Origin of the sequence: Leucobacter sp. NPDC015123 (assembly GCF_043080205.1) — a bacterium.
In the GTDB taxonomy this organism is placed as follows: Bacteria; Actinomycetota; Actinomycetes; order Actinomycetales; family Microbacteriaceae; genus Leucobacter; species Leucobacter aridicollis_A.
The window spans coordinates 1-17,713 of sequence record NZ_JBIBVH010000011.1 but is presented as its reverse complement, the minus strand read 5'-3'; the positions used below and the strand labels follow the sequence as shown (position 1 = coordinate 17,713).

15 protein-coding genes are annotated in these 17,713 nt (G+C 65.8%); 10 read left to right on the top strand and 5 right to left on the bottom strand.

Annotated features, from left to right (window positions below; genetic code table 11):
• Window positions 1–57: 57 nt before the first annotated feature.
• Window positions 58–1,251: a dipeptidase gene (locus tag ACF07D_RS15525; protein WP_391505512.1), complete on the top strand. Its 1,194-nt coding sequence runs from the start codon at window positions 58–60 to the stop codon at window positions 1,249–1,251.
• Between the two features lie 32 nt (window positions 1,252–1,283).
• Here the strand turns inward: ACF07D_RS15525 and ACF07D_RS15520 are convergent, their stop codons facing one another.
• Window positions 1,284–2,213 (bottom strand): Lrp/AsnC family transcriptional regulator, encoded by a 930-nt coding sequence (locus ACF07D_RS15520; protein WP_391505511.1) that lies wholly within the window; start codon window positions 2,211–2,213, stop codon window positions 1,284–1,286.
• Between the two features lie 217 nt (window positions 2,214–2,430).
• Between ACF07D_RS15520 and ACF07D_RS15515 the strand changes: the two genes are divergently transcribed.
• From ACF07D_RS15515 to ACF07D_RS15505, 3 genes are read left to right on the top strand one after another with little or no spacing between them, the layout of a single operon-like run.
• The gene (locus ACF07D_RS15515) at window positions 2,431–2,601 is read left to right on the top strand and encodes a hypothetical protein (RefSeq protein ID WP_255809053.1); all 171 of its coding nucleotides are present in this window, start codon (window positions 2,431–2,433) and stop codon (window positions 2,599–2,601) included.
• The gene (locus ACF07D_RS15510) at window positions 2,598–4,073 is read left to right on the top strand and encodes a purine-cytosine permease family protein (protein ID WP_391505510.1); all 1,476 of its coding nucleotides are present in this window, start codon (window positions 2,598–2,600) and stop codon (window positions 4,071–4,073) included. The genes ACF07D_RS15515 and ACF07D_RS15510 overlap by 4 nt, the downstream gene beginning before the upstream one ends.
• 2 nt (window positions 4,074–4,075) lie before the next feature.
• Window positions 4,076–5,206, top strand: a complete 1,131-nt coding sequence (locus ACF07D_RS15505) for an alcohol dehydrogenase catalytic domain-containing protein (RefSeq protein WP_255809055.1) — start codon at window positions 4,076–4,078, stop codon at window positions 5,204–5,206.
• Here the strand turns inward: ACF07D_RS15505 and ACF07D_RS15500 are convergent.
• On the bottom strand, window positions 5,203–5,784 hold the full coding sequence (locus ACF07D_RS15500; protein WP_255809056.1) for a helix-turn-helix domain-containing protein: 582 nt from the start codon (window positions 5,782–5,784) through the stop codon (window positions 5,203–5,205). The genes ACF07D_RS15505 and ACF07D_RS15500 overlap by 4 nt on opposite strands.
• A 128-nt stretch (window positions 5,785–5,912) precedes the next feature.
• On the opposite strand from ACF07D_RS15500, the gene speB reads away from it, so the two are divergent.
• The gene (gene speB / locus ACF07D_RS15495; protein ID WP_119282026.1) at window positions 5,913–6,860 is read left to right on the top strand and encodes an agmatinase; all 948 of its coding nucleotides are present in this window, start codon (window positions 5,913–5,915) and stop codon (window positions 6,858–6,860) included.
• Window positions 6,861–7,017: 157 nt separating this feature from the next.
• Window positions 7,018–7,650, top strand: a complete 633-nt coding sequence (locus ACF07D_RS15490) for a cyclase family protein (protein ID WP_391505509.1) — start codon at window positions 7,018–7,020, stop codon at window positions 7,648–7,650.
• A gap of 37 nt (window positions 7,651–7,687) precedes the next feature.
• On the opposite strand, the gene ACF07D_RS15485 is transcribed toward ACF07D_RS15490, so the two are convergent.
• A complete protein-coding gene (locus ACF07D_RS15485) occupies window positions 7,688–9,376 on the bottom strand; it encodes a PucR family transcriptional regulator ligand-binding domain-containing protein (protein ID WP_391505508.1) in 1,689 nt (562 codons plus the stop codon).
• Between the two features lie 164 nt (window positions 9,377–9,540).
• Here ACF07D_RS15485 and ACF07D_RS15480 point away from each other — a divergent pair, with 164 nt between their 5' ends.
• The 3 genes from ACF07D_RS15480 to ACF07D_RS15470 all read left to right on the top strand — a co-directional run bounded on the left by ACF07D_RS15480 (window position 9,541) and on the right by ACF07D_RS15470 (window position 13,850).
• Window positions 9,541–11,046: a sodium:solute symporter gene (locus ACF07D_RS15480; protein WP_391505507.1), complete on the top strand. Its 1,506-nt coding sequence runs from the start codon at window positions 9,541–9,543 to the stop codon at window positions 11,044–11,046.
• A gap of 99 nt (window positions 11,047–11,145) precedes the next feature.
• On the top strand, window positions 11,146–12,855 hold the full coding sequence (locus ACF07D_RS15475) for a thiamine pyrophosphate-binding protein (protein WP_391505506.1): 1,710 nt from the start codon (window positions 11,146–11,148) through the stop codon (window positions 12,853–12,855).
• The gene (locus ACF07D_RS15470; protein WP_391505505.1) at window positions 12,852–13,850 is read left to right on the top strand and encodes a C-terminal binding protein; all 999 of its coding nucleotides are present in this window, start codon (window positions 12,852–12,854) and stop codon (window positions 13,848–13,850) included. Before ACF07D_RS15475 ends, ACF07D_RS15470 begins: the two co-directional genes overlap by 4 nt.
• Window positions 13,851–13,955: 105 nt before the next feature.
• On the opposite strand, the gene ACF07D_RS15465 is transcribed toward ACF07D_RS15470, so the two are convergent.
• Both ACF07D_RS15465 and ACF07D_RS15460 read right to left on the bottom strand, forming a co-directional pair.
• Entirely contained in the window at window positions 13,956–15,401 is a 1,446-nt protein-coding gene (locus ACF07D_RS15465) for a cytosine permease (RefSeq protein WP_255809062.1), read from the bottom strand.
• Window positions 15,402–15,482: 81 nt separating this feature from the next.
• The gene (locus ACF07D_RS15460; RefSeq protein ID WP_391505504.1) at window positions 15,483–16,376 is read right to left on the bottom strand and encodes a nitrilase-related carbon-nitrogen hydrolase; all 894 of its coding nucleotides are present in this window, start codon (window positions 16,374–16,376) and stop codon (window positions 15,483–15,485) included.
• Window positions 16,377–16,583: 207 nt separating this feature from the next.
• On the opposite strand from ACF07D_RS15460, the gene ACF07D_RS15455 reads away from it, so the two are divergent.
• Window positions 16,584–17,534 carry an Lrp/AsnC family transcriptional regulator gene (locus tag ACF07D_RS15455; RefSeq protein ID WP_119276772.1) on the top strand — a complete coding sequence of 317 codons (951 nt, stop codon included), beginning with the start codon at window positions 16,584–16,586 and terminating at the stop codon, window positions 17,532–17,534.
• Window positions 17,535–17,713 lie beyond the last annotated feature (179 nt).

Below are 17,713 nucleotides of genomic sequence, written 5' to 3'. Positions count from 1 at the left end.
TGGGTAATGCGCAAAGCGTTGCGGGCGGCCCGCAGCACGCTGCTAATCTCTGGCGCTATGACAACTCGACACCGTCGTCGCTGGGTTCGGCGAACCATTATCGGAACCGTTCTCGTGCTTGCACTCGCGCTGACCGCGTTCTTCGCGCTTGCCCCTGCGATCGCCGAGCGGAGCATGAACGAGATCACCGGTGACCCGATCCCTGAGGTGTCCGCTGAAGCCGCCGCCTTGCACTCGAAGCTTGCGGTCGCAGACATGCATTCAGACACGCTCATGTGGGATCGATCGCTGAACACCCGTGCTGATCGTGGCCACGTCGACGTTCCCAGGCTCGCCGAGGGCAACGTCGCCCTGCAGGTCTTCTCATCGGTATCGAAGTCTCCCAAGGGGCAGAACTACGACTCGAACACAGGCGACACCGACAACATCACGCTGCTGTCGTTCGCGCAGCTGCAGCCACCAAAGACCTGGTTCTCGCTGCTCGAACGGTCGCGCTACCACGCGGCGAAGCTCGCGAGAGACGCTGAAGCCTCCGGCGGTGCGCTGCGCGTGATCACCACGCGCGCCGAGCTCGAGCAGCTGCTCGTCGATAGGTCTGAGGGGAATCCTGTGATCGGGGCGCTGTTCTCGGTCGAGGGGCTGCAAAACCTCGAGGGCGACATTGCGAACCTTGACGTGCTGTATGCAGACGGGATGCGGATGGCGGGCCTGACTCATTTCTTCGACAACGAGCTTGCCGACTCGATGCACGGCGTCGGTAAGGGAGGGCTCACAGAACTGGGCCGCGAGGCAATCTCAAAGATGGAAGACCTTGGAATCGTTGTCGATATTGCCCATGCCAGCCACCAGACAATCGCCGAGGTGCTCGAGAGCGCCAAGAAGCCAGTCGTCGCAAGCCACGGCGGAGTTCAGGCGACATGCGACGTGAACCGAAACCTCACGGACGACGAGATCCGCGGCGTCGCGAAGACTGGCGGCGTGATCGGAGTGGGGTACTGGGACGCGGCTGTGTGTGAACTCACACCGCAGGCTGTGGTTGACGCGATCGACCACGTCGTGAAGATCGGCGGCATCGAGACCGCGGCCCTTGGCAGCGACTACGACGGGTCTACCGAGGTTGCCTGGGATACGAGCCACCTTGCGATCATCACGCAAGAACTCATGAATCGCGGCTACGACGATGATGACATTCACGCGATCATGGGCGGCAACACGATCCGAGTGCTCGCTGAGACCCTCCCGGCGGAATAGCTGAGTCCCGTGGGCGGCCTCCAGATCCCCGCTTAGTGCGTTCCGAACGCCGCAGTGAGGCGGTCCCCCTCGCCGTACTGTTCCTTGTGCATCCGCAGGTTGGCCCAGGTGTCCACCCTGGAGATCTCGGGGCGTGAACGGAGTGCGTCGGCGAGTCCAAGGATCTCGTCGTTGGAGGATCCTGAGAGCGTCGCGATGAGATCGTAGCCTCCAGATGCCACGGCGAGAAACTCGGGGCGTAAGTCCTTCACGCATGTGAGGGCGGCCTCGAGCGGGCCGCGCACCTGAATCCCTGCCCCGACGGTGACGGCCGCGGAATGACTGCCTCGAACAGGGATCCCCACGACCTTTACGGCCCCGTGGCGAGTCAGGCGCGTGAGGCGGAGGCGAGCTCCACTCGCGGAGATTCCGGCTGCCGCCGCGAGCTCACGAAATGTCGCGCGACCGTCCTGCTGAAGGTGCCGGATGATGGCGCGATCGGCGTCGTCGAGGACGAACCCAGTTCCACCGGTGCGAATTGGTGAGTACAGGTTTATTTCGATGCTGTCGTAGTGGTGCACTCGAAGCTCACGAACGTGGGGCAGCTGACGAATCCGGTCGATCGTCTCCCGCAGGTGGGGGTCGGCCCCGGTGCGAATCTCGGCATCGAGCCCGTAGCTTCCGGTGATCTCGGCGACGAACGTGGTTTCGGGCATTGCGACGACCGCCTCCCGTGCGGCGGTGATCGGGCCATCGAGGGCAATCTGAACGTATGCAAAACGTTCGAGGCTCAAGAGGTCTGGGCTGATTGACACAGTGATGCGTAGTTCGTCGTGTTCGAGCGCCGACTGGACTATGTGGGTCACCTGGCGTCTCGTGCTTCCGTGTTTGGCCGCAATCTGGGCGTAGCTGGCCCGGCCGTTCTCGCGAAGCTCATCCAGCACCTTCGGCCTGAGGCCATCGGTAGCCTGTTTCGGTTCCACGTGTGGCCTCCAAATTCATCGGACTGGGTACAGACTTTGCGCACCACAAGGCATGCTAATCGAAGATGCTGACGCAATTTTGCACCGATTCCGTGCGTTTGCGCACGAAAGGACTTTCTCAGGTGTAAATGCGTTTGCGCGCGCTTCCACGACGGACTTAGGCTTTCTCCGACTTACGAAGGTGTACGACCGGGACTCACAAGGAGGTCAGACCCAAATGTCTGAATTTATTGAACTGGATGCGGAAGTCGAGCGTCGCCTCGCCATCCTCGAAACAGATGAGGCGGCAGATTCCGTGCACGCCGCAATGAGCGGCAAGAGTCTGGCGCTCTTCCTCACGGTCGCAGCAGCTATCGTCGCGGTCTCGATTGCGATGGTCCTGCTGTGAGCTCGGTGCGTGACAAGCGCGCGCGGGCTGGCGTCGACGCGGATATCGCGAAGGAGGCGGTGTACGGCTCCCTCCCGCTCCTGAAGCACGAGCGCACGTGGAGTGGCGGGGACTTTAGCTGGGTCACGTTGAGTCTCGCGATTGCAACCTGGGCCTTCCTCACAGGCGGATCGACGGTGCTTCTCGTCGGGTTCACCGACGGCATCGCGGCCATGCTCATCGGCAACAGCATCGGTCTCGCAATCATGGTCCTTGGGAGTGTGCTGTTTAGTCAACGGCTCGGCATTGAGCAGTACAAGGTTCTGAAGTCGGTCTTCGGTGTCATTGGAGTCGGCATCGTCGTCTTCGTTGTCGTGCTGCTGACCGAAATGGGCTGGACGTCGCTTCTTGGCGTGATGTTTGGTCGCGCTTTCTCAGAGATCTCAAACCAGGCCTTCGGCACCGAATTTGCGCAGTTTGGCCCCCTCGTCACGGTGTTCGCGCTGCTTGCGATCTTCATCGGCTGGATCATTCTGTCGCGAGGGCCAGTCACGATCAGTAAGCTCAACAGGTTCGTCGCGCCGGGCCTACTCATCGTTGTGGCGCTCATGATGGTGCTGTTGATGACCCACTACAGCTGGGGCGATCTGTTGGCCGCAGAGCCCATCGCGCCGTTCGCGGACGAGCAGCTGAACTTCATGATGGCGGTCGAGTTCAATCTTGGAGCTGGCCTATCGTGGTGGCCTGTCATGGGCACCCTGGCTCGGCTCACGCGGGGCCCGCGTGCAGCGGTATGGCCCGCATACGGTGGCATCTTCATTGGTACCGTCGTTGCGCAGCTTGTCGGCATGGCCGCGGGACTGCTGTTCGGGCAGGCCGACCCGACCTCGTGGATGGTGCCGCTCGGAGGGCCCGTTCTGGGTGTTCTCACGCTCCTGTTTGTCGGGTTTGCGAACGTCACGAGCATGGCCTCTATCGCGTACTCGACAGTCCTCGCCGTGAAGCAATCGAGTGGTAGGGCGCTCTCGCGCCTGCGCTGGCCTGTGCTCGCAGGAGGCTTCCTCGCCCTGCCGGCCGTGCTGAGCTTCTTTCCGGGGTTCATGTACGAGCAGTTCATGACCTTCGTCGTGGTGAGCGGTGCATTCATCGCGGCGATTTGCGGCGTGATCATTGCCGACTACTTCATCCTGCGGCGCCAGGTTGTTCCGCTTCGGGCGCTCTATGCGAGTGGCAGGCAGGACCCGCTGCGCTTTAGCAGCGGCGTCAACATCGCGGCCATCGCTGCGGTGATTATCGCCTCCGCGTTCTACCTCTGGGTCTACAACCCAATCACGCTCGAAACGCAGCCACTCTTTCGGTTCGCGACAGCGACGGTCCCTGCCGTGCTGATTGCGATGGGGAGTTATCTCGTGTTGAACCTGCTCTTGTATGTGCGCCGCGGCCGCGGTGCGTATGGGGGAACCGATACCTTTGCGGCCGCCGGAAGGAAGTAATCATGGCTGAATCGCGGAGGGTTCGCTCGGCTGTATTTCACGCAGATAGTGGCGACAGGCTCGCTGTCGAGACACTTACTCTCGATCCTCCCGGGCACGGGGAAGTGCGGATCGCTGTGCGCGCGGCGGGGGTGTGTGGCTCGGACCGTCACGTCATCGACGGCGAATGGAATGTGCCGCTGCCCGCGGTCATGGGGCATGAGGCGGCCGGCGTCGTCGAAGCGATCGGCCAGGGCGTGCGCGAGCTTGCCGTGGGAGACCACGTCATTATCGCTTGGCACCAAGCATGCCAACGATGCGCCGAGTGCGCCGGAGGGAAGCCGTGGGCGTGCATGCGCGTGAAGTCGAACGATTCTCAACTGCCAGATGGCACCACACGTTGGCGGACGCTCGACGGTGCTGAGGCTTGGCCCTACCTCGCGGTCGGGGCGATGAGCGATCATGTTGTGGTGCCTGATTTCGCCGCGATCAAGGTCGACGAGCGTGTCCCGTTCGACATCGCGAGCCTCATCGGATGCTCGGTGGGCACGGGCTACGGTGCGGTCGTCAACAATGCCAGGGTAGTGGCTGGCGAAGCTGCTGTGGTTGTTGGGGCAGGCGGGGTTGGTCTCTCGATTATCTCGGCCCTCCGGCTGGCGGGAGCTCACCCGATCATCGCGGTCGACGTGACCCAGGAGAAGCTTGCTGAGGCCGCTCGTGTTGGAGCGTCGCACGGCCTCATCGGGGGGTCGAACCTCGCCGCGGAAGTTGCGGCGCTCACCCAGGGTGGCGCCGACGTGGCGTTCGAAGCGATCGGCCGCATCCAGACAATGGCGCAGCTTCCTGCCCTCATCCGCCCCGGCGGGCGAGCCGTGTTCGTTGGGTTGCCGCCCGAGGGACAGACGCTCGAGCTTGATGCGTTGCAGCTCGCCTACGACGGGAAGACAATCATCGGCTCAAATTACGGGGGGCTTGTGCCTGCTCGGGACTTTCCGAGGGTTGCCGCCGCCTATCTGGCTGGCGAGCTGCCGCTCGACGAGCTGGTGAGCTCGAGGGTCTCGTTGGACGAGGTCAATGACGCGTTCGATGCGATGCGCCGCGGCGAGCGCACGCGAAGCGTGATCCTGTTCCCGGCAGACCCGAGCGCGGACTAGCGCGAGCCGCTCCAGGCGGCGGGCACGAGGATCCACACGATCTCGGCGCCCGCCTCGCCGGCCCGCCAGGTGTGCGGCGTGCGGCCCGGGAAAGTGAGGGTGTCGCCGGGGGCGAGGGTGACCTCGCGGTCAGCAAACTGCACGCCCACCTCGCCCGCGACGACGTGGAGTGATTCGACGTCGCAGCTGACGGTGTAGAGCTCGTCGCCACCTGAGCCCCCTGGCTCGACGCTCGAACGGAGCACCTGCACGCGCTCTTCTGCGCGGGGGGTGACGAGTCGCTCGTCGGCTCCGATACCGCCCATGTTGATTCGCGGAGCATCTGCGAGGCCAACGAGCTGCACATCAGGCTCCTCGAAGAGCGACCCGATCGGCAGCGATAGGGCCTGGCAGAGTTGCACGAGTGTCGGCACGCTCGGCATCGTCTCGTCGCGCTCGATGCGGCTAATGAATCCCTTGGTGAGATCCGAGGCCGCAGCAAGCTGCTCAAGCGTGAGCCCCTGGGCCTGGCGCGAGCTGCGAAGTTTCGCGCCGATCTGCACCTGAGTTTCGGCCGCTGTGGGATGGATCGGTCGCACGACGTGGCCTCTTTCGTCAGGGAATTGTGAGCGCGTTGACGCTCCAGCGTTCCCAGTCTATGCTGGTCTCAAGTTCACCAATAGTATTCAAGAGTTTACTATTAGGCAACAAGACTGGAAGGGAACCAATGTCTGAGCACACACCGCAGGGCCCGGTCGACGCGAGTCTGACCCCCCGCTACGCCGGGATCGCCACGTTCGCCAAGCTGCCCCGCATCGAAGACGTGCCTGCGGCCGATATCGCCGTCGTCGGCGTCCCCTTTGACACCGGCGTGAGCTTCCGCCCGGGCGCGCGTTTCGGCCCGTCGCACGTGCGCGAGGCGTCGCGCCTCCTGCGCCCCTACAACCCCGCGCAGGATGTCTCGCCGTTTTACGTGAAGCAGGTTGTCGACGCCGGCGACATCGTGGCGAACCCGTTCAACCTCGACGAGGCAGTCGACCAGGTCGAGGCCGCGGCGACCGAGCTCGGCGAGAAGGTCGACAAGATCGTCACGATCGGCGGCGACCACACGATCGCGCTCCCGCTGCTGCGCGCAATCAACAAGAAGCACGGCCCGGTCGCAGTGCTCCACTTCGATGCGCACCTCGACACGTGGGACACCTACTTCGGCGCCCCGACAACGCACGGCACCCCGTTCCGCCGCGCGTCAGAGGAGGGCCTCATTGACATGACGGCGTCGATGCACGGCGGCACCCGTGGCCCGCTCTACGGCAAGCAGGATCTCGAAGACGACGCAATGCTCGGCTTCCAGATCGTCACGAGCGAGTTCATCGAAGAGAATGGCGTGCCCGCCGCCCTCGAGAAGATCCGGAAGCGCGTCGGCGACAAGCCGCTCTACATCTCGATCGACATCGACGTGCTCGATCCCGCGCACGCGCCTGGCACAGGCACCCCCGAGGCCGGTGGCCTCACGAGCCGCGAGATGCTTCGCCTCATCCGCGGCCTCGCAGACCTGCACATCGTGGGCGCCGACGTCGTTGAGGTCGCGCCGGCCTACGACCACGCGCAGATCACCGCTGTCGCGGCGAGCCACGTCGTGTACGAGCTCGTCAGCGCGATGGCAGCCCGCGACTAGGGGTTGCCCCACTGCAGCACAGGGCCCTCGAGTGATCTCGGGGGCCCTGCGCTGCGTCGTTGGTGCGTTGTCGCTGGGCTTGCCGGTCTACTGTTGAGGTGGGCGAGCGCGGAAACCGCCCCGGCCCAAGCCGAACCCGTGGACTCGAGAGGCGAGCATGGCGACCTACGTAGACCTCAGCCACCCGGTGAGCACCGGGATGCCCGTGTATCCGGGGGATCCTGAGGTGCAGTTCGCGAGCGCTCTCACGGTCGCGAACGACGGCGTTGCCGTCGAGCGGCTCAGCATGGGCTCGCACGCTGGCACACATCTTGACGCGCCGTCGCATGCGATCCCCGGTGGGCGCACGGTCGATGCGATCCCGCTTGATTGTCTTGTTGGCGACGCCCTGGTGCTGCGCGCCGAGGTGGCAGCGGCGCAGCGGATACGCCCTACCGATCTCACGATTCCCGCGACGCTGCCAGGGATCGTCTGTATCGCGACTGGGTGGGACGCTCACTTCGGCACAGCTGAGGCCCTGCGCCACCCGGTCGTCACCCATGAGCTCGCACAGACGCTCTGGAGTCGCGGCGCCCGAGTGCTTGCGCTTGACACGCTGAGCCCGGACCCGACCGCGCAGCCGGAACAGGGGATGCCGGTCCATGAGTACTGGCTCGGGCGCGACGGCGTTCTCGTCGAAAACCTCAGAGGACTCGCCACTATCCCCGACGCCGTGGAGCTCTCGCTCCTGCCGCTTCGGCTCGCGGGGGTCGACGGCTCGCCGATTCGCGCGGTGGCGAAGATCGGGTAGCGCAAGCGGGAGTCGGCCCGCCGGCAGAGGCGCAGGCCTAGGTTGCGGAGCTGCCTCCGGGAGGCACCCCTGGCGGCGAATCCCCCGCGAGCGCAGTGAGTGCGAGGAGTACCCGGGCCCGCTCGAGTGGGTCGTCGAGGTCGCGCCCGAGGCGGAGCTGAGCGTCGCCAACGAGTCGCCTGACAGTGTTGCGGTGCACGCCGAGCTCGCGGGCGCTACGATCCCACGAGCCATGTTGGTGCAGCCAGCTCGTGAGCGCCGCGCGCTGCTCCGCGGTCTCTGCCGTAAGGATCGGCGCGAGCCACTGGGCAGCCGCCGCGCGGGCGACAGCCGGGTCTGCGGCCGCGCCGAGCGGCCAGCTCGCCTCAGCGGGTGGGGCGGTCCCATCAACGTGGCTCCCGATGTGGAGCGCGGCTCGAGCGAGCACCTCTGCCTCCTGCATTGCGGTCGGGAGCTCAAGCAGTGGATGGGGCTTACTCACGGCGAGAAGCCATCCGAGTTGCCCCGCGTGCTGGAGCTCACTCTGGCTTGGGGCGCTCGCGACGAAGGCTCTGAGTTGCTTGGAGCGGTGTTCGACGAGTGGGGTGTGCAAGAGCTGGCGCAGCCAGTTCGTGTCGGACGCGACGGTCTCGCCGGCCGGGACTGGGTCGCCGATGGCTGCTGCGTTCGGATCCCGCATCGCGATGACTGCGTGCGCTGTCTTCGAACCACCCCCGAGTGAGTTCGCGAGCAGTCGCGCGAACCTATCGCGCTCGGCACCGAGAAGCTGGGAGCCGTGCCGCTCCATAAGCAGCTGCATGAGGAGCTGGTCGACCGCCATCGACTGCGCGGCAGGAAGCTGCAGAAGGAGGCCGACGAGGTTCGCGGCGAGCTGCAGCGCCGTGAGGTCGATCCTCGTGAGCCTGGGGGCGCGGCCGATTGTCAGGATCGCGTTGCCGTCGACGCTGCGATTTCGTGATGTGCGTGGCGTCGCCTCGTGCGCAGCGACCTCGTACTCGGCACCGGCCGTGCGCAGGGTCGTGAACGCTGTCGAAGCGCCGCCCTTTGCGCCACGTGGGCGGCGGAGGCGCTCGTCGAACTCGGTGAACATCTCGGCGAGCGCCAGCTCGTCTGGCACAACCCCGCCGAGGTACAGCTCGTCGCCGATGCGAAGCGCGGCCCAGCTGCCGGGCTCTGTTGCGAGCCGCTCGACGAGCCGCTCGGCAGGCCGGTGCTGCAGCACTGCCTCGGTGAGGTGCCTGGCGAGCGTGTTCATGTGTTCGAGCGCGCGGGTGCGCTCGGTCTCGAGGGCGCGGTTGACGATGCTCGTGACTGCCGCGAAGTAGATCGGGGGAGGGAGCACGATGAGCGGGAAGTTCGCTTCGCGGCAGGCGGCGAGGAGCGTTGGCGGGACCTCCGCGTGCACCGGCTCGAGCCCGAAGACGAGCGCGGAGACCCCGCTCGCGCGAAGCCGCGCGATGTAGTCGCGGTCGTGCTCGGCGTCGCCTGAAAATGCGAGGCCGGTCACCATGAGCAGGTCTCCGGGGAGCATGTATTGACCCGGGTCATCAAGCTCGATCACGATCGCGGCAGCCACCGGTGTGCTGCGGATCTGCGCGGCAAGTCTGGCGTCAGTCGCGAGTACGCGAGGTGCGGGCGAGGCAAGCTCGGCCTGGAGCGATGGCTCGTCGAGGAGCGTGGCGAGTGGCACCGTTGCCCTGTCGAAATAGTCGGGTTCGTCGTGCACACTGCCTCCACGAAAAGATGTTTTGACCCAACGCTGGTCAATTTTAGGATAGATCGTCGGCGAGTTCCGCGCGAATCCTAGGTACCTTCCCTAGAAGAAACACGCAGTCGGCGTCGACACCACGGATCGGTGTCGATCCACACCACCGGATCAAGGAGGACACTGTGGTCCTGGACTACATCATCATTGCCGCGTATCTAGTCGGCATCCTCGGCGTCGGCTATTGGGGCATGAAGCGCTCCAAGTCGAAGAGCGATTACCTCGTCGCAGGCCGCAGGCTCGGCGGCTTCATGTACTCGGGCGCGATGAGCGCAATTGTGCTCGGCGGCGCATCGACGGTTGGCGGCATCGGCCTCGGCTGGGAGTACGGCATCTCGGGCGCTTGGCTCGTCACCTGCATCGGCCTCGGCATCCTCGTCTTGAGCGCGTTCCTCGCGAAGCGCATCGTGAAGCTCAAGGTCACCACGGTCACCGAGATGCTCGACCTGCGCTACGGCGGCTCGAACGGGCTTATCTCGGGCATCGTGATGTTCCTGTACACGCTCATGCTCACCGTGACATCGACCCTCGCGTACGCAACGATCTTCCACGTGCTGTTCGGCATCTCGAACGTGTGGGGCGTCGTGATTGGCGGCTCGATCGTTGCAATCTACTCGATCATGGGCGGCATGTGGTCGATCACCATGACCGACGTCGTGCAGTTCGTCATTAAGACTGTCGGCATGTTCCTGCTGCTGCTGCCGATCGCGCTCATGACCGCATCCGACGAGGCAGGCGGCTGGGCTGGCATCCGTGAGCGCCTCGGCGACTCGTTCTTCTCGCCGTGGTCGATCGGTGGAATGACAATCGTCACCTACGTCATCGTCTACACCCTTGGCCTGCTCATCGGCCAGGACATCTGGCAGCGCGTCGTCACCGCCCGCACCCCGCGCGTCGCGAAGTGGGGCGGCATCTCCTCGGGCGTCTACTGCCTGCTCTACGCGTTTGCCGGTGCCCTCATCGGTATGGCAGCGCGCGTGCTCTTCCCCGATATGCCGAACCGCGACGACGCGTTCGCGTTCATGGCGCAGGAGATGCTGCCGCCCGGCGTCCGCGGCATCGTCCTCGCAGCCGCGCTCTCGGCGATGATGTCGACCGCGAGCGGGGCGCTCATCGCGTCGGCGACGGTGTTCACGTCCGACCTCATGCCGGCAATGCGGCGCGTGCTCGGTATGAAGCCGAAGCAGGCGAAGATCGAGGACGGGCACGTCGCAGGCGACAGCCTCGTGAGCTACCGCGTCACGATCTTCGTGCTCGCGGGCGTCACGATGTTCATCTCGACCCTTGTCAGTGACGTCGTCGCGGCGCTCACTATCGCGTACGACATCCTCGTAGGCGGCCTGCTCGTCGCAATCGTTGGCGGCCTGTTCTGGAAGCGCGGGACCCGCGCAGGTGCGCTCGCGAGCATGCTCGTCGGCACCGTGACCGTCGTCGTCTCGATGTTCATCTGGGGCATCCTTGCGAACGAGCCGATCTACTTCAGCCTGCTTGCGAGCCTCGTCACCTACGTCTTCGTGAGCCTCTGCACGAAGCCCGTCGCGCCGCAGGTGCTCGACGAGTGGACCCACCGGCTGAGCCTCGACGACCGCACCGCAGTCAACGACGTCGTCTACACGGACGTCGAGCGCTAACGCTCGAGAACACCTCACCGGTCCCGCGGAGGGCACGCCCGCGGGACCGGTTCCCTTCCCCCTGAGTGCCTGCTCACCACAGTTCTTACGGAGGAACCAATGACCACTCAGACACCAGACACCGGCAAGCGCATCGGCGGCGACGTCGTGCTTGAGACGCTCATCGCGCTTGGCGCGCGCGGCGTTGTCGGGCTCCCTGGCCAGCACGCGCTTGGCCTGTTCGACGCGCTCCGCCGCTCCGACCTCGCCTACCTCAGCGCCCGCGTTGAGAACAACGCCGGGTTCATGGCCGACGGCCTCGCCCGCGTGACTGGCGACGTCGCGCCGTTGCTGCTCTCGACTGGCCCCGGCGCGCTCACCTCGCTCGCGGCACTGCAGGAGGCCGCGGCCTCCTCGATCCCGGTCCTCGCGATCAGCGCCCAGATCCCAGTTGCAGGTCTCGGCGGCGGTCGCCACGGCTACCTGCACGAGCTGCCCGAGCAGTCAGCGTCGTTCCGTGGCGTCGTGAAGCACGTCGTGACAGTTCGCACGATGGCGCAGATCCCGACCGCGATGGCCGAGGCCTGGCGGATCGCGGCCGCGGCACCGCAGGGCCCCGTGCTCGTTGAGGTACCGCAGGACATCCTGCTCGCCTCGGCGCACGACGTGCCAGTGCTCACAGGCGCGACTCTCGCGAAGTCGCCCGCGCCGCTCGCGCCCATCACCGAGACTGTCGCCCACGCCGCGGCCGTGCTCGCCGCTGCGGAGCGCCCGGTGATTTTCGCCGGCGGCGGCGTCGTGCGCGCGGGTGCCCAGCGTGAGCTCGCAGCACTCGCGGAGCGCCTCGACGCGCCAGTCATCACGACGTTTAGCGGGAAGACCGCGCTGCCCTGGGGGCACCCGCTCTCCGCGCAGGGGTGGATCGAAGACATCGCGACGACCGAGTTCCTCGAGCACGCAGACGTGCTCGTCATCGTCGGCAGCGGTGTCGGCGAGCTCTCGAGCAACTACCACACGTTCCGCCCCCACGGTCGCGTGATCCAGATCGAAGCGGACCTCGGCAAACTGGGGTCGAACCACCCAGGCATCGGGATCCACGCCGACGCGAAGCTCGCGCTCGCGAGCCTGGACGCCGCGGTGGCGGCGGCAGGTCGCGAGTCGACGCCCGAGCGCCGTCAGGCTGCGACGGCGAGCATCGAATCGCTGCTGGGCACCGTGCTCAGCCGCGTCGAAGGCCAGGGCCGCGAAGCCGAGATCGCGCTCGTGCGCGGACTGCGCGAGGCTGTCTCGGATGACACGAAGGTCTACTGGGACATGACGATCCTCGCCTACTGGGCGTGGTCGGCGTGGGACGCCCGTGGCGTCGAGTTCGCGTCTGCGCAGGGCGCTGGCGGGCTCGGCTACGGCTTCCCCGCGGCGCTCGGTGCCGCGTTCGGGCGCAGGATCAATGGCGAGACCGGATCCGTCCTTGCGGTCTCCGGCGACGGCGGAGCGCTCTACGGCATCGCCGAGCTCGCCGTCGCGGCCCAGCACGACCTGCCTGTCGTCTGGCTCATCGTCGACGACGGCGGATACGGCGTGCTGCGCGAGTACATGGAGGGCGCGTTCGGCGCGGCAACCGCGACCGAGCTCACCCGACCCAACTACGTCGCGCTCGCCGAGTCATTCGGCATCCCGGCCGAGCAGACGACGCTCGAGGACGCCCCGGCGACAGTCGCCCGCGCCCTCGCTGCCGGCGGCCCCCGGGTCGTCGTGCTGCCTGCTGTGCTTGAGCTCTTCGCACCGACGCACCTCGACCGCCTCACCGGCGCGAACGGGGCCGCAGCATGACCCGGCCGCTTGTCATCTTCACCGACGAAACCGACCTCGACCCGGCGCCCGGCCGGGCGCTCCTCGAAGCCGCTGGCTGCGAGACGCTTCTCGCAGAGCTCCCCTCGCGCGCGGGCGAACCGCAGGAGCTTCCAGCGGGCGCCGAGCGGGCGGTCGCGCTCGTCGTTGGATACGCGCGGATCGACGAGGCACTCCTCGAACGGCTGCCGAACGTCGGGTTCATCGCGACGATGAGTGCTGGCTTCGACATGATCGACCGCGCGGCGGCCGAGGCGCGCGGCATCTGGGTCGTGAACCTCACGGACGCCGCGACCGAGGAGGTCGCCGCGCACGCGCTGACGCTCATGCTCGCCCTCGCACGCGACCTGCGCGGCAGCGTTGCGGTCACGGCAGCCGGCGGCTGGACCGACGACGTGACCGCCGTGCCGCGCCGGCTCAGCGGGCTCACGCTCGGTCTATTCGGGTTCGGGCGCATCGCCCAGCGGCTCGCCCAGGTCGCGGGCCCGAGCTTCGCCAGGGTGATCGCGCACGACCCCTTCGTGAGTGCGCCCGTGCACGGCGTCGAACTCGTGGATCGCGACACCCTCATCGCGGAGTCGGATGTGCTGTCACTGCATCTGCCGCTCACAGCCGACACCCACGGCGCGATCGATGCGGCCGCGTTCGCTGCGATGCGACCGGGGGCGAGCCTCGTAAACGTTTCGCGGGGTGAGCTCGTTGATCCCGCTGCGCTCACGGCGGCGCTCGACTCGTGCCAGCTGCGCGGTGCGGCCGTCGACGTGCTGCACGGCGAGCCTCCGGCCGCCGACCACCCGCTGCGAAACGACCCGCGCGTGATCGTCACCCCGCACGTCGCGTTCCTCTCAGACGGTTCGCTCGAGCACTACACGCTCGACCCCGCGCGCAACGTGCTCGACTGGCTGCGCACCGGAACCGCGTCGCGAGCGGCAGTGCCCGGTCGCGATTCGGAGCCGCTGCTCAAGAGCGCGAAGTAGCCCCAAACGGAGTGGGCAGTTGTTGTCGCTTGCTGATCGTGCAAGCGACAACAACTGCCCACTCCGTGGGGCCCGAATTCCTGCCGGACCCCCTTGCTCACCGGCCTAGCGGTGCCAGGTGCCGAAGACCTCCTGGCTCCGAGCGATCGCTTTCTCCTCGGCCGACGTGTCGCGACGCAGCGAGAACAGGTAGTAGGAGACGCCAGAGACGACGAGGCCGATCGCGAACGAGAAGTCAGCGCCGTCGAGCGCATTCGCGACTGGGCCCGTGTAGAACGAGAGCGAGAAGAACGGGATCATCGCGACGAAGCCGAGTGCGTAGGCTGCGACTCCGCGCCAGGCCCACTTGCCGTACACGCCGCCGCGCGGGTTCACAATGTCTGTCAGCGCGTAGCGACCCTTCCGGACCAGGTAGAAGTCGACGAGGTTGACCGCTGACCACGGCACGAGGAAGTAGAGCATGAGCCCGACGAAGCTGTTAAAGCTGTCGACGTAATTGTCGGGGATCGCGAGCGCGATGACGAGGGTGATGATGCCAACGATGGTGAGCGCGATGACGCGCATCTTCACTGTCGGCTTCACCGGTGTGAATCCGTCGATTGCGCTCGCGCCCGTAAGCATCGCGCCGTATGCGTTCACGCCCATGATTGACACGAGCGCGAGTACCGAAACAAGCACCGCGACTGTGCCAAACCCGGGCACGATCATGTCGCCGACCTCGCGGAGGGTGCCAATCGGATCCGCACCCGGAATGTAGCTCGCGAGCACCGCGCCGAGCGACATCAGCCAGATCGCAGAGAGCCCGGCACCCGCGTAGACGGAGGAGATGAGCTTCGGGGCCGAGGCGTTCACCGGCAGGTAGCGCGTGTAGTCAGAGACGTAGACGGAGTAGCTGATGTTGTAGCCGGCGGAGAGCGAGAACTGGATGAGGAACGCTGAGGTGCTCCATCCCGCGGTCGCCACGGCGGCGGCCGGATCAATGGGGGCCTGAGTGAAGTGCACGATCGCGAAGACAGTGATGATCGCAAACACGGCGACGAGCGCGTAGGTGAGCCAGCGCTGGATGAAGTGCAGCAGATCGTGCCCGACGACGGCGATGACGATCGAGACCGCAATGATGATCGGGTACCAGAACCACGTCGCTTCGGAGTAGACGCCGATGCCCTGCGTGACGAGGATCGTGTCGAACACCAGGAATCCGATGTACACGAAGACCGTCGCGATGAACGGTACGACAGCGCCGCGGCTACCGAACTGGGCGCGCGACTGGATCATCTGTGCGAGACCCATCGTGGGCCCCTGGTTCGCGTGGAACGCCATGAAGAACGTGCCGAAGCCGGCGCCGAGCACCACCGCGAGCACTGTCCACCACACGCTCAGCCCGAGGCTCGGCCCGGTGAACCCGACGACCATCGTCGTGAGTACGAAGTTACCGGTGAACCAGAATGGGCCCTGGTGCCAGACTTTGCCGTGGCGTTCCTCGAGCGGCACGACGTCGATCGAGCGAGTCTCGATCACGCCCGTGCGTGGCGTTGAAGTGTCTGAAGACATCATTATCCTTAACTATCGGTTTCCCGCGATCGTTGCGGGAAGTGGGATCTGCCCCGGGCCGTTGGCGCGTGGGGCGCGTGGTCAGTGTGTGTAGCGTTCGTAAAGCTCAGGGCGACGATCTGCGATGACGTCGCTGTACGTTGCGATGCGCTTGACCCGGCTTGCCGCAAGGTCGACGTCGGCGTAGAGGGTCGTCGGAGCGTCGATGCGATCCGGACCGGCTGCGGCGTCGTCGGTTGCGGCGCGGTGCGCTGTCGCGCGGCGGCGGTCGCCCGCTCGCTCGGTGAGCGCGAGGGGCCAGCCGTCTGCGTCGACGATGACCGAGGCACCCGACCATTCGACTCCGCGCTCGTTGCCGCCACGATCGCACGCCGCAATGGCGACACGATTCATTGACGCCTCTGCCTGCACCCGAACGACCTCGCCTGGGCGCTCGCCGTTGGGGCGTTGCACTGTTGGCCAGTTGACCGGGGCGCAGATGAGGTCGGCGCCCTGCAGTGCGGCGATCCGCACCCACTCGGGGAACTCGAGGTCGTAGCAGACCATCACTCCGATGCGCCCGGCTGGGGTGTCGACGACCGGCGGCAGGCCGTCACCCGGAGTGAAGATCAGTCGCTCTCGATCCCACAGGTGCGCCTTGCGGTAGATCACCGGGTCGCCGCCCGGCATGACAAGCGCGGCGCTGTTGTATGGGGCACCATGTGGGTTCGCTTCTACAAAGCCCGCGACGATCACGATGCCGAGCTCTTCCGCGGCCTCGCGCCAGCGGGTGACAGTCTCACCGGTTGCAGGCTCGCTCGCGGCTGCCGCTTCGGCGGTGTCGGCGAAGACGTAGCCGGAGTTTGCGAGCTCGGGAAGCACCACAACCTGCGCACCGCGGCCGGCTGCGTCGCGGATCAGCTCGAGTGAGCGATCGACGTTTTCGCGCACCGCCCCGAGTACCGGGGTGAATTGGCTACATGCCACCACTGCCATGACGAGTCCCTTCGTTGGGTGCCGCAAACGCGGGCGACTTCGTAGCCTACGTTGGGGAGACAGGATGCGCGAGCGAAAATGCACGTCAATGGCGTACGCTCTGATGTATTGAGCGCAACAGCGAGCAAATGGCTACGCAATTGGACCAGGTCAGCGACGTTCGGTGATGATTTGCGAATTTAGTGAGAATGGAAGTGGGAGCCAACCGTGGCAGATGTGACCGGTGAGGCGGCGTTGGCTCTGCGCGGGGAGATCCTGCGGGCACTGCAAGAGGACGGCCGCGCGAGTTACTCGCGCATCGCCGCGAGTCTTGGCGTGACGCGCCGGCTCGTCACCCAGGTTGTGCAGCAGGCAGTCGATTCGAATGAGCTGCGACTAACGGTGTCGATCAGCCCTGACCTGCTTGGGCTTGAACGGTTCGCGTACTTGCAGGTCGCAGTCGAGGGGGCGGTGGAGCCTGTGCGACAGGCCCTTGTCGCCCTGCCCGAGTCGAGCTTTGTCGCAGACGTCGCGGGGGTGTTTCCGATCGACGTGGAGGTCAGGGTCGGAGCCGACCCGCATCTCAGTGACGTACTCGCGACGATCCAGGGCATTCCGGGGGTGCGCAGTGTGCGCACGCACATGTACGAGAGCATCGAGGTAAATCGCTACTCACCGCTTCGAACTGGCCACACTGACTTCAAAGTCGACAGTCAGGATCGCGCGGTGATCGCCCACCTGCAACTCAACGGGCGGGCGAGCTATCGCGAACTGGGGGAGGCCGCGGGGCTGTCGCCGGGAGGTGCGCGCCTCAGGTTTGAGCGACTCAAGCGTGCGGGCGTCGTGAAGGTGGTTGCGATGCCCGTCAGAGATCACCAGCGCGAGACACCATCTATCGGCATGGGAATCAGGAGCCGACTCGCGACGGGCGAGATGCTTCACTTTCTCCGCGACCTGGAGCCCGAGTTTCTCGCTGTGACAGTCGGGAGCTACAACTTCGTCGCGACCTTCTCGCGGGAGTCTGCGACGGAGCTCATCGCTGTGACCGATGCCCTGCGCGCGGAGCCTGGCATCACCGCGGTCGAGAGTTGGGCCAACTTGCGGGTTCTCAAAGAGCAGTACGGCGAAGGCGACAGGCTCAGTGTTGTGAGCGAAACGTCGACTGGCGGCGTTGAGTAGCGATGTGACACGCCCGGCTGTTTGGGTGGATCGGCGCGGTGACAGGGATCCGGGTCGCGGCCCCCGCATGGATTTGTGTGTTGTGTGTTTCCCGCGTAATGTATTCATCTGTTGGCCGGCGCGGAAATCGCGACTGGCGGCGAGGATCTCTCACACAACACCCCCACTTGAACCGCAGG

What these genes read in the sequence shown, in the direction of transcription:
- ACF07D_RS15470 (WP_391505505.1), top strand. Translation starts at nt 12,852, where the DNA reads ATGACCCGGCCGCTTGTCATCTTCACCGACGAAACCGACCTCGACCCG.
- ACF07D_RS15525 (WP_391505512.1), top strand. Translation starts at nt 58, where the DNA reads ATGACAACTCGACACCGTCGTCGCTGGGTTCGGCGAACCATTATCGGA.
- ACF07D_RS15505 (WP_255809055.1), top strand. Translation starts at nt 4,076, where the DNA reads ATGGCTGAATCGCGGAGGGTTCGCTCGGCTGTATTTCACGCAGATAGT.
- ACF07D_RS15515 (WP_255809053.1), top strand. Translation starts at nt 2,431, where the DNA reads ATGTCTGAATTTATTGAACTGGATGCGGAAGTCGAGCGTCGCCTCGCC.
- speB (WP_119282026.1), top strand. Translation starts at nt 5,913, where the DNA reads ATGTCTGAGCACACACCGCAGGGCCCGGTCGACGCGAGTCTGACCCCC.
- ACF07D_RS15460 (WP_391505504.1), bottom strand. Translation starts at nt 16,376, where the DNA reads ATGGCAGTGGTGGCATGTAGCCAATTCACCCCGGTACTCGGGGCGGTG.
- ACF07D_RS15475 (WP_391505506.1), top strand. Translation starts at nt 11,146, where the DNA reads ATGACCACTCAGACACCAGACACCGGCAAGCGCATCGGCGGCGACGTC.
- ACF07D_RS15490 (WP_391505509.1), top strand. Translation starts at nt 7,018, where the DNA reads ATGGCGACCTACGTAGACCTCAGCCACCCGGTGAGCACCGGGATGCCC.
- ACF07D_RS15465 (WP_255809062.1), bottom strand. Translation starts at nt 15,401, where the DNA reads ATGTCTTCAGACACTTCAACGCCACGCACGGGCGTGATCGAGACTCGC.